The organism is Vibrio nigripulchritudo (genome assembly GCF_027924785.1).
GTDB classification, from domain to species: domain Bacteria; phylum Pseudomonadota; class Gammaproteobacteria; order Enterobacterales; family Vibrionaceae; genus Vibrio; species Vibrio nigripulchritudo.
The window spans coordinates 2,605,266-2,626,218 of the sequence record NZ_AP027049.1 but is presented as its reverse complement, the minus strand read 5'-3'; the positions used below and the strand labels follow the sequence as shown (position 1 = coordinate 2,626,218).

Annotated in this window: 19 protein-coding genes; 7 read left to right on the top strand and 12 right to left on the bottom strand. The window is 45.3% G+C overall.

What is annotated here, in order from left to right; genetic code table 11:
* Window positions 1–136: 136 nt before the first annotated feature.
* The 3 genes from QMG91_RS11975 to QMG91_RS11965 all read left to right on the top strand — a co-directional run bounded on the left by QMG91_RS11975 (window position 137) and on the right by QMG91_RS11965 (window position 6,106).
* Window positions 137–1,681 (top strand): type I restriction-modification system subunit M, encoded by a 1,545-nt coding sequence (locus QMG91_RS11975; protein ID WP_281826698.1) that lies wholly within the window; start codon window positions 137–139, stop codon window positions 1,679–1,681.
* A 12-nt stretch (window positions 1,682–1,693) separates the two neighbouring features.
* On the top strand, window positions 1,694–2,971 hold the full coding sequence (locus tag QMG91_RS11970; RefSeq protein WP_281826696.1) for a restriction endonuclease subunit S: 1,278 nt from the start codon (window positions 1,694–1,696) through the stop codon (window positions 2,969–2,971).
* Between the two features lie 168 nt (window positions 2,972–3,139).
* Window positions 3,140–6,106 (top strand): type I restriction endonuclease subunit R, encoded by a 2,967-nt coding sequence (locus tag QMG91_RS11965; RefSeq protein ID WP_281826695.1) that lies wholly within the window; start codon window positions 3,140–3,142, stop codon window positions 6,104–6,106.
* Window positions 6,107–6,395: 289 nt separating this feature from the next.
* Here the strand turns inward: QMG91_RS11965 and QMG91_RS11960 are convergent, their stop codons facing one another.
* The 12 genes from QMG91_RS11960 to QMG91_RS11905 all read right to left on the bottom strand — a co-directional run bounded on the left by QMG91_RS11960 (window position 6,396) and on the right by QMG91_RS11905 (window position 17,926).
* The gene (locus tag QMG91_RS11960) at window positions 6,396–6,551 is read right to left on the bottom strand and encodes a hypothetical protein (protein WP_004400448.1); all 156 of its coding nucleotides are present in this window, start codon (window positions 6,549–6,551) and stop codon (window positions 6,396–6,398) included.
* A gap of 591 nt (window positions 6,552–7,142) precedes the next feature.
* Window positions 7,143–7,997, bottom strand: coding sequence for a tagatose bisphosphate family class II aldolase (locus QMG91_RS11955; protein WP_281826694.1), 855 nt, complete (start codon window positions 7,995–7,997; stop codon window positions 7,143–7,145).
* Window positions 7,988–9,178: an N-acetylglucosamine-6-phosphate deacetylase gene (gene nagA, locus QMG91_RS11950; RefSeq protein ID WP_281826692.1), complete on the bottom strand. Its 1,191-nt coding sequence runs from the start codon at window positions 9,176–9,178 to the stop codon at window positions 7,988–7,990. Before nagA ends, QMG91_RS11955 begins: the two co-directional genes overlap by 10 nt.
* Window positions 9,168–9,608, bottom strand: a complete 441-nt coding sequence (gene agaF / locus QMG91_RS11945; RefSeq protein WP_022599131.1) for a PTS galactosamine/N-acetylgalactosamine transporter subunit IIA — start codon at window positions 9,606–9,608, stop codon at window positions 9,168–9,170. Before agaF ends, nagA begins: the two co-directional genes overlap by 11 nt.
* A gap of 57 nt (window positions 9,609–9,665) precedes the next feature.
* The gene (gene agaE / locus QMG91_RS11940) at window positions 9,666–10,550 is read right to left on the bottom strand and encodes a PTS N-acetylgalactosamine transporter subunit IID (RefSeq protein ID WP_281826689.1); all 885 of its coding nucleotides are present in this window, start codon (window positions 10,548–10,550) and stop codon (window positions 9,666–9,668) included.
* Window positions 10,540–11,316, bottom strand: coding sequence for a PTS N-acetylgalactosamine transporter subunit IIC (gene agaW, locus QMG91_RS11935; protein WP_004400443.1), 777 nt, complete (start codon window positions 11,314–11,316; stop codon window positions 10,540–10,542). The genes agaE and agaW overlap by 11 nt, the downstream gene beginning before the upstream one ends.
* Window positions 11,317–11,329: 13 nt before the next feature.
* Window positions 11,330–11,806: a PTS N-acetylgalactosamine transporter subunit IIB gene (agaV, locus tag QMG91_RS11930; protein WP_022550138.1), complete on the bottom strand. Its 477-nt coding sequence runs from the start codon at window positions 11,804–11,806 to the stop codon at window positions 11,330–11,332.
* A gap of 2 nt (window positions 11,807–11,808) precedes the next feature.
* The gene (locus tag QMG91_RS11925) at window positions 11,809–12,981 is read right to left on the bottom strand and encodes an SIS domain-containing protein (RefSeq protein WP_281826685.1); all 1,173 of its coding nucleotides are present in this window, start codon (window positions 12,979–12,981) and stop codon (window positions 11,809–11,811) included.
* Window positions 12,981–14,288 (bottom strand): D-tagatose-bisphosphate aldolase, class II, non-catalytic subunit, encoded by a 1,308-nt coding sequence (locus QMG91_RS11920; RefSeq protein WP_281826683.1) that lies wholly within the window; start codon window positions 14,286–14,288, stop codon window positions 12,981–12,983. Before QMG91_RS11920 ends, QMG91_RS11925 begins: the two co-directional genes overlap by 1 nt.
* An 8-nt stretch (window positions 14,289–14,296) precedes the next feature.
* The gene (gene agaR / locus QMG91_RS11915) at window positions 14,297–15,073 is read right to left on the bottom strand and encodes a transcriptional repressor AgaR (protein WP_281826681.1); all 777 of its coding nucleotides are present in this window, start codon (window positions 15,071–15,073) and stop codon (window positions 14,297–14,299) included.
* Window positions 15,074–15,432: 359 nt separating this feature from the next.
* A complete protein-coding gene (agaR, locus tag QMG91_RS11910) occupies window positions 15,433–16,212 on the bottom strand; it encodes a transcriptional repressor AgaR (RefSeq protein WP_281826679.1) in 780 nt (259 codons plus the stop codon).
* Between the two features lie 169 nt (window positions 16,213–16,381).
* Window positions 16,382–17,926 (bottom strand): purple acid phosphatase family protein, encoded by a 1,545-nt coding sequence (locus tag QMG91_RS11905; RefSeq protein ID WP_281870036.1) that lies wholly within the window; start codon window positions 17,924–17,926, stop codon window positions 16,382–16,384.
* 802 nt (window positions 17,927–18,728) lie between these two features.
* Between QMG91_RS11905 and QMG91_RS11900 the strand changes: the two genes are divergently transcribed.
* The 4 genes from QMG91_RS11900 (at window position 18,729) to QMG91_RS11885 (ending at window position 20,876) form a co-directional block, all read left to right on the top strand.
* Window positions 18,729–19,391, top strand: a complete 663-nt coding sequence (locus QMG91_RS11900; RefSeq protein ID WP_281826675.1) for a DNA alkylation repair protein — start codon at window positions 18,729–18,731, stop codon at window positions 19,389–19,391.
* A gap of 144 nt (window positions 19,392–19,535) precedes the next feature.
* Window positions 19,536–19,892, top strand: a complete 357-nt coding sequence (locus QMG91_RS11895; RefSeq protein WP_281826674.1) for a hypothetical protein — start codon at window positions 19,536–19,538, stop codon at window positions 19,890–19,892.
* 185 nt (window positions 19,893–20,077) lie between these two features.
* The gene (locus QMG91_RS11890) at window positions 20,078–20,443 is read left to right on the top strand and encodes a GFA family protein (protein ID WP_281826672.1); all 366 of its coding nucleotides are present in this window, start codon (window positions 20,078–20,080) and stop codon (window positions 20,441–20,443) included.
* A 7-nt stretch (window positions 20,444–20,450) separates the two neighbouring features.
* Window positions 20,451–20,876: a hypothetical protein gene (locus tag QMG91_RS11885; protein WP_022601323.1), complete on the top strand. Its 426-nt coding sequence runs from the start codon at window positions 20,451–20,453 to the stop codon at window positions 20,874–20,876.
* Window positions 20,877–20,953 lie beyond the last annotated feature (77 nt).

Below are 20,953 nucleotides of genomic sequence, written 5' to 3'. Positions count from 1 at the left end.
GCGTTTTGCTATTTACCCCACTTCATTATTTTTCATGGTCGTCTGAACCTCTCAAAATGATATAAAACAAACTTAACACCTTGGTTTCTGATACAATCCTGCGCTAATTAATACGCATAACAGCAACAGGTAAACCATGGTTCAGCAACACCAACAAGAACTTCAAAAACAGCTCTGGAACATTGCCAATACATTACGTGGCAATATGTCGGCAGACGACTTTCGTGATTACATTCTGGGGCTTATCTTCTACAAGTATCTATCAGACAAGCTGAACCGCTACTGCGATGAGCTGCTTGCCGAAGATGGTATTAACTTTGTTGGCGTTGCTGATGATAAAGAGCTACTCAATGACCTACGTGAAGAATGTGTCGAGAACCTTGGTTACTTTATTGCGCCTAAGCAGCTTTTCTCAAGCCTAGCGGGGCGTGGTAAGAAACAAGAGTTTATTATTGACGAGCTTGATCGCACTCTCGCTGATATTGAACAATCCACCACAGCAGCGGACTCTGCCGATGACTTCAATGGTTTGTTTGAAGAATTAGACCTTAACTCAAGCAAGTTAGGCAAAAACCCAGACGCACGTAACAAGCTAATCAGTCAGGTTCTCGTTCACCTAGATAACATCGACTTCCACCTAGAAAATACCGAGATTGATTTGCTAGGTGATGCCTATGAATACCTGATTGGTCAATTTGCCTCTGGTGCGGGTAAAAAGGCAGGCGAGTTCTACACCCCGCAACAGGTCAGCAAGATCCTCGCTAAGTTTGTTAGTTTAGATGGCGACGTAAAGTCGGTTTACGACCCGACTTGTGGTTCAGGCTCATTGCTACTGCGTGTTGCTCGTGAAGTAGGTAGCCACAACCTTGAGTTCTGTGGTCAGGAGCAAAACCCAAGCACTTATAACCTCGCTCGTATGAACATGCTGATGCACGGCGTGCGTTACGATAAGTTCGATATCAAAAACGATGACACTCTAGAGCACCCAATGCACCTAGATAAGCGTTTTGATGCGGTCGTAGCGAACCCTCCGTTTTCTGCGAACTGGAGTGCTAACGAGCTTCATTTAAACAGTGAACGTTTTGCGGATTACGGCAAGCTTGCCCCTAAATCGAAAGCGGATTTTGCTTTCGTTCTGCATATGATCCACCAACTAAATGAAACGGGCACGCTAGCGGTTGTTGTTCCTCACGGTATTCTATTCCGAGGTGCGGCAGAAGGTCACATTCGTAAACACCTTATCGAGAAAAAGAACTACTTAGATGCCGTTATTGGCTTACCAGCGGGTATCTTCTTCGGTACAAGTATCCCGACTTGTATCTTAGTGTTTAAGAAGAACCGTAAAAACGATGACAACGTACTGTTTATCGATGCATCTAACCACTTCGAAAAAGGCAAAGCGCAAAACTTTATGCGTAATGAAGACGTTGAGCGCATTGTTGAAGCTTACGGTAAACGTGAATCCGTCGAAAAGTTTGCCCATGTCGCCAAGCTTACTGAGATTGAAGAGAACGACTACAACCTTAATATTCCTCGCTATGTGGATACATTTGAGGAAGAAGAGCCTGTTGATTTGGATGCAGTGGCGTCTGACCTTACCGAGCTAGAAACTAAAATGCACTCAGTAGATACTGATATTGCTGACTTCTGCTCCCAGCTAAACATCAAGGCACCATTCTGAGGTAGGTAGAAAATGACTGAACAAATGAATATGCCGAAGCTGAGGTTTAGTGAGTTTGAAGGTGAGTATATTGATACAGCTCTAGAGGATTTAACGAAGAAAAAGATATCTTATGGAATTGTTCAAGCTGGTCCTCACATTCCCGATGGTATGCCGTACATAAAAAGTACCAACCTAAACAAAGAGTTATGCTTAGAGGAATTGGAGCGAACATCAGATGCTATAGCAAAGTCTTACCAACGTTCAGAGGTTGCGCCAGAAGATATCGTATTTTCGCTTCGAGGCAATATTGGTGCCACTCGAATTGTCCCTGAGACAATACCTGTAGCCAATTTAACACAAGGTACAGCTCGTTTATCGATAGGAGAAAACTTTTCAAATGTGTATATCAATTATTGCTTAAGTACCAGAAAAGCATATAAAAGAGTTAACTCAGTATCAAAAGGCAGCACTTTTCAAGAAATATCGCTGGCTGATTTACGCAAAGTGAAAGTTACACACTCCGTAGATATCAAAGAACAACAAAAAATCGCCTCATTCTTATCTAAGGTCGATGAGAAGATCACACTACTCACCGAGAAAAAAGACAAGCTCACCGAGTACAAAAAAGGTGTGATGCAGCAGTTGTTCAATGGTAAGTGGGAAAAGCAAGATGGACAGCTAACATTTATCCCGCCGACACTACGCTTTAAAGCAGATGACGGCAGCGAGTTTCCTATTTGGGAAGAGAAGAAGTTGGGGCAAGTATTCACACGTATCAGGCGAAAAAACAAAGAGAATAACCAAAATGTTCTAACGATCTCGGCTCAACAAGGACTTATTAATCAGGAAAAATACTTTAATAAGTCTGTAGCGGCTAAAGACGTCACTGGTTACTACTTGCTTGAAAATGGTGATTTTGCATACAACAAAAGCTATTCAAAAGGCTACCCAATGGGGGCAATTAAAAGGCTCAACAATTATGATAAGGGTGTAGTTTCAACACTGTATATTTGTTTTGGTCTTAACAAAGGTTTTGTTTCTGATTTCTTTGAGCACTACTTCGAAAGTGGCCTTCAAAATAGAGACCTTTCAAAAATTGCCCAAGAAGGAGCGAGAAACCACGGTTTGTTAAACATTAGTGTTGATGAGTTTTTTAAAGATGTGAAGTTATTGACTCCTAGTCACGACGAACAACTCAAAATAGCTAACTTCCTATCTGCAATTGACCAAAAAATCGACCTAGCCAACTCAGAGCTTGAGAAAGCCAAAGAGTGGAAGAAGGGGTTGTTACAGCAAATGTTCGTTTAATTTAACTGCGCGATTGGAACGATTACGGCGTTAGCTGCGTTTATTCGCCCTCATCACATAGCGCACTATGCTCAGAGGGTCTCATAAACTTGCTGCCTTGTACTCGTCCCAATCGCTTTGTTAAATGGTGTGGAAATAACGTCAGTTGGATTTATAAAAAGAAGAATTATGAGCACACAATCAGAAGCACAACTTGAAAAAGAGCTAATCGATCAGCTTGTCGCTGCCGATTTCAAACCTGTTGATATTGGTAACGCTGAGGCGCTGAAGGCGAATCTCAAAACTCAGCTTGAGAAAGCCAACAGCGTAACGCTAACCGAGCGTGAGTTTGAAAGTGTGCTCATCAAGCTTGAAAAAGGCAACATCTTCGACAAATCCAAACGCTTGAAAGGTAGGGTTGATGTCACTCGTGAAGACGGCACAACTGATTATCTGACTTTATTGTTTGATGATGCCAGCAAGAACCACTTCCAAGTGACCAATCAGATCACCATTCAAGGGACGTACGAGAACCGCTACGACGTGACTATCTTAGTGAATGGCTTACCGTTGATTCAAATTGAACTCAAACGCAGAGGCATTGAGCTAGCGGAGGCCTTCAACCAGATTAAGCGTTACGACAAACATACCTACGGTGCGCAAGGTGGGCTGTTCAACTACGTACAGTTGTTTGTTATCTCTAATGGCGTCAACACCAAATACTTCTCTAACAACCGTGAGCTTTCGTTTAAGCAGACTTTCCACTGGACGGACGTTGAAAATAACAAGATTAACTCGCTGCCTCAGTTTGCTGATGCGTTCTTAAATCGACCTCATCTGACTAAGATGCTCAGCCGTTATATTGTGCAGAATGAGTCAGGTAAGTTTTTGATGGTGCTACGCCCTTACCAATTCTATGCGGTAGAAGCGATCGTTAGTCAGGTTAAAACCAACAATAACCACGGTTACATTTGGCACACGACAGGCAGTGGTAAGACGCTGACTAGCTTCAAAACCGCCCAGATCCTCTCTACACTTGAAGATGTGGATAGAGTGGTATTTGTGGTCGACCGCAAAGATCTCGATTACCAAACTGCAAAAGAGTTTGATGCCTTTTTAAGAGGCAGTGTCGACAGCACGGGGGATACTAAAAGCCTTCTGAATCAGTTCCTCGGTTCTCGACCACTTCCACCAAAGAACACGGCGAAGAAAGCGCTAAACACCAAAGATAGTAGTGCCAACGATGGTGAAGAACTGCCACAAGTCGCAGAGTATGCGCCTATCTACAGTAATAAAGTTAATCGGATCAACAAGCTAACCATCACCACGATTCAAAAACTTAATAACCTGATCACCAAACCTCGCTTTAAAGGACAGGTTGAGCACTTACGCCAAGAGCGAGTGGTCTTTATCTTTGATGAATGCCATCGCAGCCAATTTGGCGAAACGCACCAGAACATCGTTGAGTTCTTCGAGAAAGCACAACTGTTTGGTTTTACGGGGACACCTATCTTTGCCGACAATGCGACTGCTAAAAAAATGGAAGGCAAAGGCACACAGAAGCGAACCACAAAAGATCTGTTTGGTGAACGTCTTCATAGCTATGTGATTGTTGATGCCATCAAAGATGACAACGTGCTTCCATTTGCTATTGAATATTACGGCAAGCTAAAACATAAAAATGACGGCATGGATGTCGATGTAAGCAGTATCGATGTCGCCGAGTTTTTTAGCTCTCCAAAGCGTATTAAACAAGTGTGCGAGCACATCATTGGTATCCACAGTCATAAGACCAAACGCAAGTTTAACGCAATGCTGTGTGTGGCGAGTGTGCCTGATCTCATCACTTATTACGACACCTTCAAAGCACTCAAAGAAGAGGGCAAACACAAGCTAAATATCGGCACCATCTTTAGCTATGGCGTAAATGAGGAAGAAGAGTTCGAAGGTGAAGCCGATGCAAAAGGCTTAGCGGAAGCCAATGCCCAAGTTCTTGGTAAAAATAAGCTGCATAGCCGAGACAAGCTAGATGCTTACATCGAAGACTATAATCAGCAGTTTGGTACAAGCTACTCAACCCAAGATACAGACAGTTTTTATAACTACTACAAGGATCTATCGAACCGAACCAAGAACGGCGAAGTGGATATTTTGCTAGTCGTGAATATGTTCCTAACGGGTTTCGACGCCCCCGGTTTGAATACCATCTATGTAGATAAAAACCTTAAGTACCACGGCTTAGTGCAAGCCTTCTCACGCACCAATCGCTTAAATGGCACGGTAAAATCGCATGGTAATGTCATGTGTTACCGCAACCTTAAACCGCAAGCGGACGAGGCGTTTACGCTGTTCTCAAATAAACAGCCAATCGAGGTTATTGAAGTACCAGATCTTAACGGGCTGACTGAAGACTTTGCTAAAGCGCTTGAAGCGTTGAAAGCAATTGCTCCTGATGTGCAAAGTGTCGATGACTTGCCTGACGAAGACATGCAAGCAGGCTTTATTAAGCAGTTCCGCATCTTAATGCGCTTAAAGAACCAGCTAGAGACATTTAGCGACTTCGACATTGAAACGCTTGGTATGTCTGAACAAGAGTTTGTTGACTACGCCTCTAAATACAGCGATTTAGCTCGTGAACTCAAGAAAGCTTCTGCTGATAAAGAGTCTATCTTAGCGGACATCGATTTCGAATTAGAGCTACTCCAACGAGATGAAGTCAACGTTAGCTATATTCGTCATCTTCTAATGACAATGTTCGAAGAGTCTTGTGACGAAGCGAAAGAGAAGAAGCGCCAAGTTATCGCCAACTTACTAGCGACTGAACCGACTTTGTACAGTAAACGTTCACTCATTGAAGATTTTATTGAGAAGTCGATGCAAGGCTTAGTGCAAGGTGCTGAGTTTGGTGAGTATATCGAAGAGCAGAAGCAAAAAGAGCTAAGCCAGATAGCAGAAGAAGAGAAGCTAGACGCCGAAAAGTTCAGCGAAATGGTGACAAACATCGAGAACGGTATGAGCGTAGACAGCTTGAAGTCGGATGATATCGCCCAGCTAACTACTGAGAAGATGACTTTTAGAACACGTCGAACGATTCTTCCTCGTATTACTGAGAAGCTCAAAAGTTTTGCCGCAACTTTTATTGAAGGGTTTCACTAATTGTTGGAATCGTACAATAACTTTTACGAAGGCAGCCAATCATGGTTGCCTTTTTATCATCTATCAAAGTCACCCAGTTTGTATCATTCTGGCTTTTAAGGTTGAAGGTAATCAAGATTGAAGAAACAAGTTTATGGTGTTAAGCCCTATTAAATCAAAAAAACAAAATATCGTTTAATGAAGGTGTTTGGTTGGAGTCAATGAAGGTGGACTTTCAATTTCAGCCACTTAACTCGCTTATATAAAACGTTTTTAAATGGCTGATTTGGAGTAAATTAAAGAAGGGTGGTTACTGCTCTTGGTTCAGCTTTTCTTGTTCTCTTTTTTTCTTTAACTTCCTGTCTTGGTCAAAATGCCACTTGATGGCGAAGTATCCGCCGATTAATAAAACGATAACCTTGAACGCCATGGCGACGTAAGGGAAAAAATCTGTCCAATGACTCATCGTATTTCTCCACACTATTACATTTCGTTATTTTTATTGAAGAGCGATACCACAAAACTGCTACGCACAACATTTGCCAACTGATACAGGTTAAACAGCAGCTTTCAAAACACCTGATATACCGGAAAAGTATCCGTACAAGTTATCTTAGAGGATGCTCAAAATTAAGGGCTTGGACGAGTTCATTTTGAACCGGTACTGAGGACCGACCTTGATCATGGAAGGTCGTTCAAGCCGTCAATATATTAATCGAAGTTTGTCATGTCAATCTCGAATGAAGGTCTTAGATTTCCACGTCCAATACTTTGAAAATACGGCGTTGATACCGCATGTACTCGCGTTAAAACTTCATATGAAATCGTAGGAGGACCTCGATCCAAGGGAGTATTTCAGAAGGCGTATTAATTTCGTGTTTATAGTGCGTGAAGGATTCGAAAAATGATATCTGAAGCCAAAAAATAGGGGCTGAAAGTTCAGCCCCTGTATATCCGAGTAACCCGGTAGATAAGCTTCGATCTGGGGTAGGTGACTCAGGTATCAACACCTAATAGGGGGAGGGTGTTTAAAATAGGTTGGCTGAAAGTAAAAGCTTTAGAGCTTTCCTTCGCTGCCGCACATTCGGATTTTGTCGATCACGACTTGCTTCATCGCCGCTTTGCCGGGCGTGATGTATTTGCGTGGGTCGTTGGCTTCTGGGTTATCGGAAAAGTGCTGTTTCACTGCATCAGAGAATGCAATTTTTAACTCTGTCGCCACGTTTACTTTGCACACCCCTAAATCAATACAGCGTTTTACTGCATCGTCTGGCACACCTGAAGCGCCGTGCAGTACCAGAGGAATGTCTACTTCTGCACGAATCTTTTCTAACCGAACAAAGTCCAGCTTAGGTTCGGCTTTATACATTCCGTGTGCTGTGCCTATGGCTACTGCCAGTGAATCTATCCCTGTTCTGCGAACAAATTCCGCTGCGGATGCCGGGTCGGTCATCAGGGCATCGGCACTGTCGACGATAAGGTCATCTTCCTGACCGCCTAAGCGCCCAAGCTCCGCTTCCACACTGGCGTCATAACGGTTGCAGAACTGCACAATGGATTGGACAACTTCGATGTTCTGTTCGAATGGGAAGTGAGAACCATCAATCATCACAGATCGAATGCCATGCTCGACTTTGTGGTGAATGTCCTGCTGGTCTTCGTGGTGGTCAAGATGGAGTACCAGTGGCATGAAATGCTTGTGCGCTGCCTCTTTACAAATACTCACCAGATAATCTGTTCCGGCGTAATCATAAGTACCCGGTGTGCCTGCTAAGATGACAGGCGATCCCATTTCAGAAGCGGTTTCGACGATCACCTGCACCGTCTCAAGGTTATGGATGTTGAATGCAGGCACCGCGTAACCACCTTGTTGCGCACGTTTAAGCATTTCACGTGAAGATATTAGATACATAGAGCCTCCTGATCGGGCGTTGCAACTGCATTGAACACGAGACGCCCGTTTACCCAAGTTTTATGAATAGAAAAATCTGAATTTAGCGCCACCATGGACGCGCGTTTGCCAACGTCCAGAGTGCCAAGTTGGTCTTGAATACCAAGCGACTGAGCGGGAGTCAGTGAAGCCATCAGCCAGGCTTGTTCAAGTGGAACGTTCAGCCATTGCTGAATATTGCTGACGGCGCTATTGAGATTGAGCGTGCTGCCTGCCAAGCCACCGGAATCCGTTGTGACAACACCGTCTTTCATTGTTACTGTGTATTCCCCTAAACGATATTCTCCGTCAGGCATACCTGCTGCGCACATGGCATCGGTAATCAAAGTCAGGCGAGAACCGCAACAGCGGTGAGCGACATCAATCGCAACCGGGTGAACATGGTGACCATCGGCAATCATTTCTACATAGCAATGAGGATGAACAAGACCCGCGCCGACCACGCCGGGGTCGCGGTGGTGTAATCCACGCATTCCGTTGTAACAATGGACGATACCGTTAGCGCCGGCGTCTAATGCCTGCTGCACCTGATCAAAACTGGCGTCGGTGTGCCCAAGCATGACTTTTATACCTTGAGACCGAAGATATTGAATGGCTTCGATTGCGCCTTGCTTCTCTGGTGCTAGTGCGAAGCTAATCAATTGGTTATCGCTGTATGAAATCCAGTCATCAATTTCTTCAATGCTCAGTTCTCTGAACCATTGAGCCGGGTGTGCGCCTTTGTGCTTTTCAGTGAAATACGGACCTTCGAGATAAGCGCCCAGAATCTCCGCTCCGTCTACTCCTAGTTTTTTGCTTTGGGCTACCTGTTTTAAAGCCGCGCGAATCTTTGCAGGTGGCGCAGTAACCGTAGTGGCGACAAACGCGGTTACGCCTTGTTCGGCAAAGAATTGGGACATGGTATTCAGGCTGTCGTGACTGGCATCCATCACGTCACACCCTTTTGCGCCATGGACATGCGTGTCGATCAATCCCGGCATTAGGATGACCTGACCAAGATCTATGGCGGAGTGATGCTCAGAATTGGCATAAGACTCAATGGCGGTAATCACTCCCTGCTCATCGATTGCAATAACGCTATCTTCCAACCACTGGTTGCCATGTAAGATACGGTGAGCCCGATAGTACTGACTAGATCCCATCTTCTTCTACCGTGGTTGATTGGTTGGCCTTTTGGCGCATTTCCGCTTCGAGCGAGGTAATACCCCGATGACCGCATTCCAGAGCTTGGTCTCGAAACTCAGTAAGGTTGAGTTCGTCTCGCTCAAGCAGCATTTCAGCGACCATTTGCAAGTTGGTTCCGGTGACAACTTCGATATCATCTCGTTCTTGACTGATCAGAGAAGCGGTTCGGAAAGGAGTGCCTCCAAGGAGGTCGGTCAGAAATACGATGCCTTCGCCGGTATCAATCGCTTCAATGGCTTCGCGCATGGCACTTTCTAGCTGAGGCGTGGTTGCCTCTTCGGGAAAATCGATAGATTTAAATTGTGGCTGGTCACCGATGATTTGTAGCATCGCTTTCTCGATACCTGAAGCAAACCCACCGTGTCCAGACAATATGACAGCAATCATGTGTTATTCCTCTGTGGGGCTGAGAGCTCAGCCCCTTCTGACGATTAAAAAACGTGTTTACAAGAAGCCCATAAAGCGACCCACAACGCCAAGCGTGACGGTAATGCCGATGAGTTTCAGCGGGCTCCAGCCTCGTTTCACCAGTGCGTACATAGCCAAGGTGTAAAGCAGAGGAAGGAATGCGGGCATCAGTTTGTCGATAACATCAGCCTGAAGCTTGACCACAGCGTCACCGGCTGTGATTTCAGCGGTGGTCGACAGGCGAACGTAGGTGGCAACCAAAGCGCCAATAACGGTCATACCCACCATGGAAGCTGCATGCCCCACTTTTTTGGTGTTGGCTTTTATCACTGGAATGGCGGCAACACCCATGCGATAGGCGTAATGGGCAAGACCAAAACGCAGACCGAAATGCACCACGTTAAACAGAGCCATGAAGAAGACCGCACCCATAATGGAGCCCTGAAGCGCCAGATCTGCGCCGATGCCTCCACAAATGGGGAGTAGAGTCAGCCAGAACATGGCATCGCCAATTCCACCCATCGGTGCACCAACTGCAATTTTGGTGCTCTGGATGCTGTTGATGTTCTGCTTTGAGCGTTCCATCGCCAGTACAATTCCCATTACAAAGGTGACCAGGAAAGGGTGGGTATTAAAGAAACCCATGTGTCCCTGCATGGCTTTTGAAAGATCCGCCTTGTTGGTGTGGATCTTTTTCAGGGCTGGGAGTAAGCCATACAACCATCCCGAAGCCTGCATACGTTCAAAGTTGAATGAAGCCTGAAGTAAAAGAGAACGCCATGCCATCTTGTTGATGTCTGCCTTGGTCAGCTCGGCACCAATCTCTTTGTTCTCGTACTCGTCTGGCGCAACCCTCGGAGCTGGCTGCACACCTGTGTTTTGACGGCGAAGGTCAATTTCGTTGCTTACATTAGATTCCATCTTCTAGATCCTCGGTTGGTGCAGTAACAGGGGTAGGTTCTGATTTGCGCATAAAGTCGATGATAGCCATTGCAGTCGCGGCAGCGGCTATCGCAAGGATTGGCAGTTCAAGCCAAGCGGCAGCGACAAAACCAAGGATGAAGTAAGGAATGTAGGCATTCTTCATCATGATCTTCATCAGCACAGCGAAACCAATCGCGGGCATGATGCCACCAGCAACACCTAAGCCATCAATCAGCTCTTTAGGAAGTGTGCTGACTACAGCCCCTGCGTGTTCTGCGCCAAGGTAGATAGGTAAAAATGCACACAGAAAGTAGAAGGAGCCAAGCACCGCGAGCGCAAAATAGTTCACTCGTTCAATGCCTCTAGTGTCTGCGTCTTTAGCAAACGCATCACATTTAGACATCACTGCCGACATGGCAGAGAAAAGTAGAGTAATACCCATTTGCACCGCGACAGCAAAGGGCACGGCAACGCCAACGGCGACATTGGGTTCTACATTGGTGGTGATGGCAAACGTGGTACCAACAATGGTGCCGATGATAACGTTGGGTGGCTGAGCGCCGGCAAGTGGTGCCAGCCCCATCCATATCAGTTCCAACGTACCACCCACCAAAATACCCGTTTGCAGGTCACCCAGAATCAGCCCGACAAGTGGACCAAGCACCACCGGGCGGTGGAAGTGAGTGAGGCCATTGAATAAATCAAGACCAGCAAAGAAGGCGAGGATGCCAAGCATCAGTGCCTGTATGAATCCTATTTCCATAATTGTGTGTCCTTTATTGAATCAGCGTAAAGAGGTCGGTCGCGCTTTCTGTCGGCACACCCTGAACGGTGCAGCTCACGCCAAGCGCTTTGAGTTTTTGAAACTCTTCAACGTCTCCGGCATCCACCGAAACCGTTTTAGAAATCTGTTTTTTACCTTCCACGTAATGCATGTTTCCGACATTGATGTTGGTGATGGGCACGCCGCCCTCAACCAGCTGGCGGAACTCTTTGGGTGTGCGGCACACCAGAAGGATCCGTTGTCTGTCGGCAGCTTTGTGAATCGTGTCGACGGTTTTCTGCACGGTCCAGAATCGGATAGCGATGCCGTCTGCCAGTACCATTTCCATCAGGTTTTGTTGAATGGTGTCTTCAGCGACTTCGTCATTAACAACCACCACGATATTGGCGTCCGCAAAGCCAACCCATTGCACGCCGACTTGCCCGTGAACCAGACGTTCGTCGATTCGACTTAAAACGATATTTGCCATGATTAATTCCTTTTATTGCCGTGGATAAATGGGTGGATGGTGACGCCTTGCACCACACGGTTAACTTCTCCAGTCGGGCATGGGTTGTCCGGTCCCAGCCTTAACTGAAGGGATTTTTCAAATGCCAGCATTTGGCAGAACAAGATGTAGGGGAAGCAGAGCCAAGCTTCGCCAAGATCGGTTTTCCCCAGTTCGAATACGTCGCTGTTGTCTAACGCGCCGTCAGTAATCGCGATATGACGCAGCGCTTGTTTATCTCTGCGGATCTCATTGAACAGATCCATGTCGTACTGTCGGGTATAGGTGTCACTGGAAAAAAGCTGGATAACCAGTGCTTTGTCGTTGATGGTGAATTTCGGACCATGACGAAAGCCCAAAGAAGAATCGAAAGCCGTCATGACTGCGCCGGCACTGAGTTCTAAAGACTTCAGAGAAGCTTCGCGCGCTAACCCGCTGAAGCCGCCACTGCCAAGCACAATCAAGCGCTCGTAGGGTAGGGCTGCCAGAGACTTAATCGCGACCTGCCACTGTTTGATTTTTTGTTCGCACAAATCGGCAATTGCGCTGATTTTTTCTGAAGATTGGGCTACTGCGTGACTGCCTAGCAAGGTCAGGGTCGACATCAACATGCAGGTGAAACTGGATGTCATTGCAAAGCTCTGGTCATTTGAACCTTCTGGCATAAGCAAGCAATGAGCATTGGAAACCGTGTCCGCATATCGGGACAGCGCACCGCTTGCGTTGCAGGTTAAAAACAGGTGAAAGCTTTCTGGAACGAGCTGATTGACCAGTTCCACAGCCGCAACACTTTCAGGGCTGTTTCCAGAACGGGCGTACGAGACCAGAAGCGTCGGGCAATTCGGATTAATGTATTGCTCCGGGTTAGAAACCAAATCGGTCGTCGGGATGGATTCAACCTGAAAACCTAATCCTTCCTGAAGGAAAGGCATCGCAGCGTCGCCAACAAAGGCAGAGGTTCCCGCACCAGTCAGAATAATGCGAAGATCGGGTCTCGATAACAAAGGCGACAGAAAAGCGCTGGTGGTTTCCGTTTGCGCTTCTATCTGGCTTGCAAGCATCCGCCAGAGCTGCGGTTGATGCTCAATTTCCCTAGCGGTATGAATACCATTTCGGCTCTCAAGCCAGTCGGTTTCGTAGCCTAAAAATGTGGTCATTAAATCGTCTCCTTGCACGCCGCCGAATTGGAATAACACGCACTGGAGTAGACTTGAGTCACTTCCATGATCTTGTGAATGACAATGTCAGCGGGCTGATTTTGAATTTGGTTTTGAAGGATGGCTTTCGCCTGATTGGGCAGATACTGGCTGAGTAATGTCAGAGGTAATGGACTTGCCAGTAAGTTGCTAAATAAAACCTGTTGTGCGCTCTGAACCTCAGGGTGTGTCCAGTAATAACGAATGCGATCGCTCAGGCTGTAGCTGCAATCCAGAAACTGTTGATGACCTTTGCTGGCATAGTGGGTGCGCCAGTAGTCCGGCTCTTCGCGCATCACCTGTTCTACTGTATCGCGAAGGTGAGAAGCTTGATGACTGCCAAGCCATTCCCGTTCGGCACGTTCCAGACCATAGAAGGCTTCACGCAGAGCAAAAGTGAGGGCAGGACCGACTTTCAGAATGGCAAAGTGGTCGTGAACCAGCTCGTGATATGCCGTTGGGTTCTGGTAATCGGTCGAATGCGCTTCGAATACCAGATGGGGCTGCTCCTCTATCATCTTACTTAGCGACTGAGCGGCGTCGCTCTGGTAGTGGTGAATTGAGTGATGGTCGAACTCCACACCGGGTTGCACGACAAGCCCAATAATTCGCTGCCAGACGTGTTCTAAACCTACGTCAGTGAATGCCTGATAATGCGCATCTAGCGTGGCGATGGCTTCTTCCGGCTTGGTGACTTCCAACCCTTCCTGTTCCAGAGATTCAAGAGCCCCGCCGGGAGTCGGAACTTCTGTCCCTATCACATACAAAGGCGCTTCCCCGCCAGTTTCCCTCCATGCATTTTCAGCCACCAGACAAAGCTGGGCTGCGCGTTCCGCCATAATGGTTTCACTCAATGGCGTAACATCGTCAGCGCAGGACATAGAGCAGTCGAGGTGAATTTTCTTGAATCCGGCACTCACGTAGTCGTGAATCATCTGCGCCGAATTTTCCATTGCCTGACGAGCCGGAAGGTGCTGCCAGCAGTTTGGACCAAGGTGATCACCGCCCAGCACAATCTTTTCAGCTGGGAAGTTGTGTTGACTTGCAAGCTGATAAACGTGGCTGGCGAAATCTTTGGGTGTCATTCCTGTATACCCTCCAAACTGATTCACTTGATTGGAGGTGGCTTCGATCAGAACCAATTGATTGTCTCTGGCGGCTTGCCTGATAGCGGCTTCCAAAACCAGAGGGTGGGCAGAACACACGGAATAGATCCCAGTGGAATGCCCTTGTTTATGTTGTTCAATCAATGACTGTAGCGTTTTCATATTGGTTCCTAGTTAACGGTTTGATCCGCGAGAATGACGTCGACACCCATGTCGATTAATGCCTGATGAGTTGCAGTAGGGATGTTGCTGTCGGTGACCAGAATGTCGATCTGGCTTGCTGCCCGAATCATGCAAAAGCTTTTGCGCCCAAACTTGCTTGAGTCGGTCACCGCAATGATTTGGCGCGCGGCATCACACATGGTGCGGTTGATTTGTGCTTCCTGACTGTCTGGTGTGGTGATGCCAGCCGCGAGGTCAAAACCATCGACACCCAGAAACAGTTTGTCGAACAGGTAAGAGCGGATTTGCTGCTCGCCATGGTGTCCAGTCAGTGAACACGAAGCGCGGCGCAGGCTTCCTCCAACCACGTGCAGGTCGATTTGCTCGTTGCTGCTCAGTTGGTAAGCCGTGTTCAGGGCGTTGGTTAAAACGATAAGGTGTTTCTTTTGAGTCAGGTGCTGTGGCATCAGCCCGATTGTGGAACCTGAATCCATAATGATGGCTTCGCCGTCCTGTATGAGCTGTGCAGCCGCAAAGGCGATTTGCTGTTTGGTACTGCGGTTAAGTTGGTCTTTTCGGTAAAGTGGCTGGTCGAATGCAAAATTGGGATTGAGGTTTGCACCACCGTGGCAGCGGAACACACAACCTTCTTTTTCCAGCACATTGAGATCATGGCGAATGGTCACGGTTGACACATCGAATTGGCTGGCAAAAGTCTCCACTTTTCCTGAGCCATGAGAACGAATCTGCTCCATGATTTTTTGCCGTCTTTCAGTACTGGTCATCGCATTGCCTTCTCAGTTATTCACCAGTTTCCAACTGGTGTTGCTGTTTTCTGTGGAGCATTACAGCAGGCAATTTGAATCAAAAATGAAAGGTCGATCACAGGAGGTCTTCTTTCGTTTTGGAGGTGAAAACCCTTTCGTTTCAGGGTAAGTGAAAGCCTTGACTTTCGTTTTTCTGGTGGAATTTTGTTTATTCGTTAGGATTTAGGGTTTCAGAACTGAAAGGCGAATTGAAACCACGCTCAATCATTGAATTTCGAATTGGCTCATGCGTGAGATCACAATTTATGAAAGTGAGGGCGATTTCTGATCGAGCTGAAAAGAAAAAATTGAGTGAAAGGGATGGAATTGATGGGTGGTTATTCTATCGGAATATCTACTATCCGTACGTCGACCCCTTTGTCTTTTAGGCTCTCAAGATAGTCTTGAGGTATTCCGCTGTCGGTAATCAGCATATCGATTTCTTCGGGGCGGGCGATGGAGCAGAAGCTCTGGCGATTGAACTTGGAAGAATCGGTAATGGCTATCACGGTTTGCGCCGCTTCAAGCATTCTACGGTTAATGGCGGCTTCACCCTGATGCGGTGTGCTGATCCCTGCGTCTTTATCAAAACCATCGACACCGACAAACAGAATATTGAAGTGATAACCGCTCAACAGGTGTTCCCCAGCAGAGCCATGGAGAGAGTAGGAGTTCTTGCGCAGCATTCCGCCTGTAACCATCACGTCTACCTCATTCTGATTGGCGAGGTGGTAAGCGATGTTGATGCCGTTGGTCATCACTGTAAGGTTGCGCTTTCCTTTTAAATGATGAGCAATCTGCTCAGTGGTGGAGCCAGAGTCCAGCAAAATGGTGTCTCCATCCTGAATCAGGTTAGCTGCATAAGCCCCCAATGCCGATTTGATACGGTTGTTGATTTGCTGTTTGTCGTTGAGAGGCTGATCGAAAGCAAACTGGCGATTTAACCTAGCTCCGCCGTAGCAACGTGTAACGCAGCCTTGTTTTTCAAGGCAATTCAGGTCGTGGCGAATGGTGACTTTAGAAACGTTGAACCGCGCTGCAAACTCATTCACATCACCCTGCTGGTGGGTTTGAATATGAGTCAGAATGGCTTCTCGGCGCTTTTCGGTTTCGGTCATTGCGATTTGAGTTGTTATTGTTACTAAGCTCAGTTTAGCTTACGAGATATCGGAGCCACAATGCGCTTATTCTCAAAATGCTCAATACGAATGAATGCCTTATAAAAGGGCATCTAATAAAAGAAAAGTGCCAATAAAGGTTGCTTGTCTTTATTGGCACAGGTGGGTTTTAGTTAGTTAAGGTGACTACGTCGTCGTAAACTCTTCGCTCCCAGCTTTGAATTTGCCCGGCTTCATTCATGATCGGGAAGACATAGACTGGCGAGATTTCTGCCGACCATATTCCTTTGGTGTCCTTGCTTACGTTAACTTCAAGGTGACCATAGTGCTTTCCGCCGCTAACCAGCTTTTTGCCTTTCCAGGTTTCAGGCGCGTCAAGGTGAGCCAGAAAGACTTGATGCGGGTTGTCCAGAGGCACATCGTATTTTCCGTCTTTACCAAAGTAAGGACCACGAAGCCCGTCACCACCAATACCAACATCGTAGAAATGAATACCTTCGACAACCGAGTGCTCGTACATTTCATCATGCCCGGCAAATACCGCGTCTACGCCGTATTTCTTGAACAGTGGAGTCAGTATTCGAACGGGTACACCAGACTGGTTGTCTTCGCCTTTTTCAAACCCCTGGCTTCCTGTCGGGAACCCATGTGGCCCTACTGAGTAAGGAACATGGTGGAACTGAACAAAGGTAAACTGGCTGGTTTTCTGGGCATCTGCCAGTTGTTTCTCTAACCATTGGTATTGCTCAGAACCCGGATTGAAGTCGGGGGCATTTATCCCAGACAATCGCCAGTTGGTGTCTTGGCTGGACTTGTCTTTTTTGCCATCAGACGTGTCTATCGTGATGTAGGTTACAGGTCCGTAGTCGACACGGTAATATCGGTCTTTAAATACAGAACGCTTACTGCCGTTGTCCGGTACATCAAAATAGGCTTGATAACGGGCGATGGCTTGTGCTGAAAACTCTTCAACGTATTCTTTCGCTCCTCCGTCTGATCCCGGATAGTTTTCATGGTTACCAAGTGCAGGAAGAATCGGAACACGTGATGCGAGAGTACCTAACTCTCCAGAGTTATGTCGCCAGAACTCGTCCCAGTCTCGCTGCTCATTGCCTGATTCAACCAAATCTCCCGCAATGGCGACAAAGTCTGGTTTTCGTTCCGCTATGACATTGAGATTCTGTTGGTAGCCGACAGTCTGATCAACAATGTACTGCCTGTTAAAGTCACCAAAAGGTTCTGACCAGTGGCGGGTTTTTCCAGTAGATTCTGGCTCTGTTTCAGAATCTGAGTACACCATAAACCGAACACTGCCATCCTGATTTGGCGCTGTCGTAAGGGTCGCGTTATAGGTTTGACCATTTTGAGTCACGCTGTAGTTGTATTCAGTGTCCGCATCCAACCCAGTGACCGTGATGCTATGGATATAAGGTGCTTTCTGGTTGGGCAAAGTGCTGCCAAATTTTTCGATTTCAGTTGGAAAGTACTCCAGTGCTTTCGCTAACTGAGGTGTCGATTCGAACGAGACAGGCTTATTTCCCTGCCACAATTTGACTTCTCCTGGTGAGTTTTCGTTCGATAGCCACATGATTGTCATCCCGTTATCTGTTGGGTTCTGCAAATACGGGTGGACACGAAATGCTGAGTTTGTATCCGCTAAAGTACCAATACTAAAACTACTAAGCAGACATACTGCAAACCATCTGTGTTTCATGTTTTCTCCTTGCTTAACATAGGAATTGAGGGCTTAAAGCAATATTTAAACAGCTAGAGATATAAATATTATTAAGGTGGATCACACTTAAAGGACTTCTTTTAAAAATGAAATTAACTTTCAGTTTAACTAAATCGAAATCTTAATTTTAGGGAGTGAGAAATTAAGTTGTTGAGTAATATGGAAAGAAAAGAAAATTTGAGTTTGAAAACGAAACTTGTCTGTCATTAAAATATTACATTTATTTCCAATCTCATTAAGATGGATGTCACAATCTAGTGATTATGGTCTGTTTCTTACGCACTTTTATTGTTTTATTTTTGTATTAACTGGTTGATATTTAGTGCTTAACCTTGGTTTTATAACTGAGATGTTTATGAAATAAATGAAAATTGTCATAGAATTAAGACTATCGAATCTAATTAATGTGATTATTATTTCAAATAATTAATTTCTAAAAATAAACTTTTAACTTAATCACATTTTGTTTGTTTTTTGTATTTGTCTGACGGTGATAAATTAATTCCCAGACCAGTCTCTAAAGAATATTAAATAGCCTTAAAGGTTAATCGTTAAAACGGAGTTAATGGAATAAAGATCACGATGAATTAAAGTTTAACTACGTGTTACATCTGGCTTCATTTTTCAGGTGACAACTCGGGAAAAGGTGCCCGAAGCCATCGTATCAGTTAGATAGATGCAGATTGCGTGGCATAACGTTACTCTGAGTCGTCTTATGGGATTATGTGGTAGCCTAAAGCGAAGCAATAGTTCGTATGTCGTTTTTTTAAAAGGAGTTTTCGTGAGCATATACCAATCTATTGAGGCGGAGCTGAGCAAGGTTGACTATCCAAACCAAAGGGTGCGCACAAGTCAGGTGCGTGGTATCTCGGCGAAGGTATACAAAACCCTCGAAAGCAAAGATATTCACGATGTGCTTTTAGTTTGTGAAGAGCTGCTCGAAAAGAGAGACTGGGCGTACGGTGTTATTGCTTACGATTGGGCATTTCGGGTGAAAAGCCAATACACATTGGAAACATTCACTACTTTTGAACGCTGGCTTTTCACGTTCATTACCGATTGGAACGATTGCGACGACTTTTGTACTCATGCCTTTGGAGAGTTGGTTAGGCAACACAATGAGTTGTTTGAAAAGATCCTAGGTTGGGTTGAGCACGATAATTTTGCCGTCAGAAGAGCGGCGGCTGTGGTACTCATCTACCCAATAAACAAAGGTTCGTATACGGGGTTGAATGCGTTCCAAATTAGCGATCTGCTACTCAAAGACGAACATTATCTGGTTCAGAAAGGCTATGGCTGGCTGCTGAAAGTACTTTCTAAAAAAGAGCCTCAACTAGTCAAAGACTATTTGAAATCCAATCACAACGTGATGCCTAGAACAGCCTTTCGTTACGCATTAGAAAACTTTGACAAGCACATACGTCAGGAGTTTATGGTGCTTTGATTGAGTTATGAATTTCAACTCTTGGCATTTTTTGTTCTGAGTTTCGTATTTAAACTTTATTCAAAAAGTGGTGCTTTCGACGTGTACCATTCATTCGGTAGCATTTGACAATCGAAAGCAAAATTGTATGAGGAACATTTCATTTTGAGAACACCAACTTATTTAAAACTAGATGGCAAGACAGTTGCAAGAATAACGGACTACAGTTTTGAAACACCTTGGGCTAGCGGCAATGCTGAGTTTTCAGATATCTCTATTCTGACGAAACTCACAAATATTACCTCTATGCAGATCTATGATCAGGAACTAGAATCGCTTGATTTAGATGATGATGAAGAAGATAGTTTATGGGAAGCCAAGCTTTCTGAACTTGAGCTGACATCAAGCGATCTTAAGTTAGTTCATGATGGTCGATGGTCTGTATCCACTGAAGACAAAGAAGATTGCCCCATATACTCCCCAAAATTTTATGTGCAAGGAGTGATGAATTGGCGTTGGTGACTTCGTGAAAATAAGGAGCTTTCGGTATTTTCATAAATAATGTGCCACAAAAGTTTACGGTTTCTAACGCAAATACATCCGATATATCAAATTGATTTGAATCTTTACTGTTTTTATATACAGTGCTAGTGTTGTTTCTAGCATGCTTTTTAGGCGTGTTTATAGATGGGCTAGGGAGAAGTTAGATGGTTAAAGGAAGTTGTCACTGTGGGAATGTTCAGTTGTCGGTTGAAAAGTTCAACCAGACGGCGGTGAGCTGTAATTGCTCAATTTGTTCAAGGTATGCGTCCATTTGGGGGTTTTATACTGAGGCAACGGTTGAAGTGTCGGTAGGGCATGATGGCATAGACAGCTATTGCCACGGTGATAAATACATTAACTTCAATAGATGCAGCAAATGCGGGTGTATCACACACTACACATCGACGACTCCAGGTCCTGATTCCAGACTCGCTGTTAATTATCGAATGTTTCCAGGTTTCTTTACGTCAGACGTTAAAGTTCGGCTCTTTGACGGCGCTGATACTTGGCAATTCTTCGACGAATCATAGTATTTAAATGAAGATCACAATAGATAGTATTGAAACCCTTTCTAGAGATATTACCTATAATGATGGACTTAACTTTGGGCGGTTCGTATCAAAAGAAGTTCAGGTTTATCCCTATGAATATGTTATCTCAAAATTCGATTTTATTGATCTAATGTCTGACTCTTATGAAAAATGTGTTGATGAAATCATGCAGGATGATTTGAATTACAATGAGGTTTCTGTATTTGGTAAAATGAATTATTCAGCCATCGATGACGCATTTAAATACCCTAGAGAGCTTGCAGAAGTGATTGAAACGTTCTTTGTTAGAGAATTGTTTAGTAAAACCTTAGATTATTCTTCTAATAAGAAGTTTGTACTTAATAGTACAGAGAGTATTGAAGTAGATATTGAAAAAATAACTATATCCGGTCGATGTTTCTTGAATAAATAATCGCTCAAAAATTTACTTGATAGCCAATTTTAGTGATAGAGATATTCGCTGTTGTACTGCATTGTTATCTTTTCGAA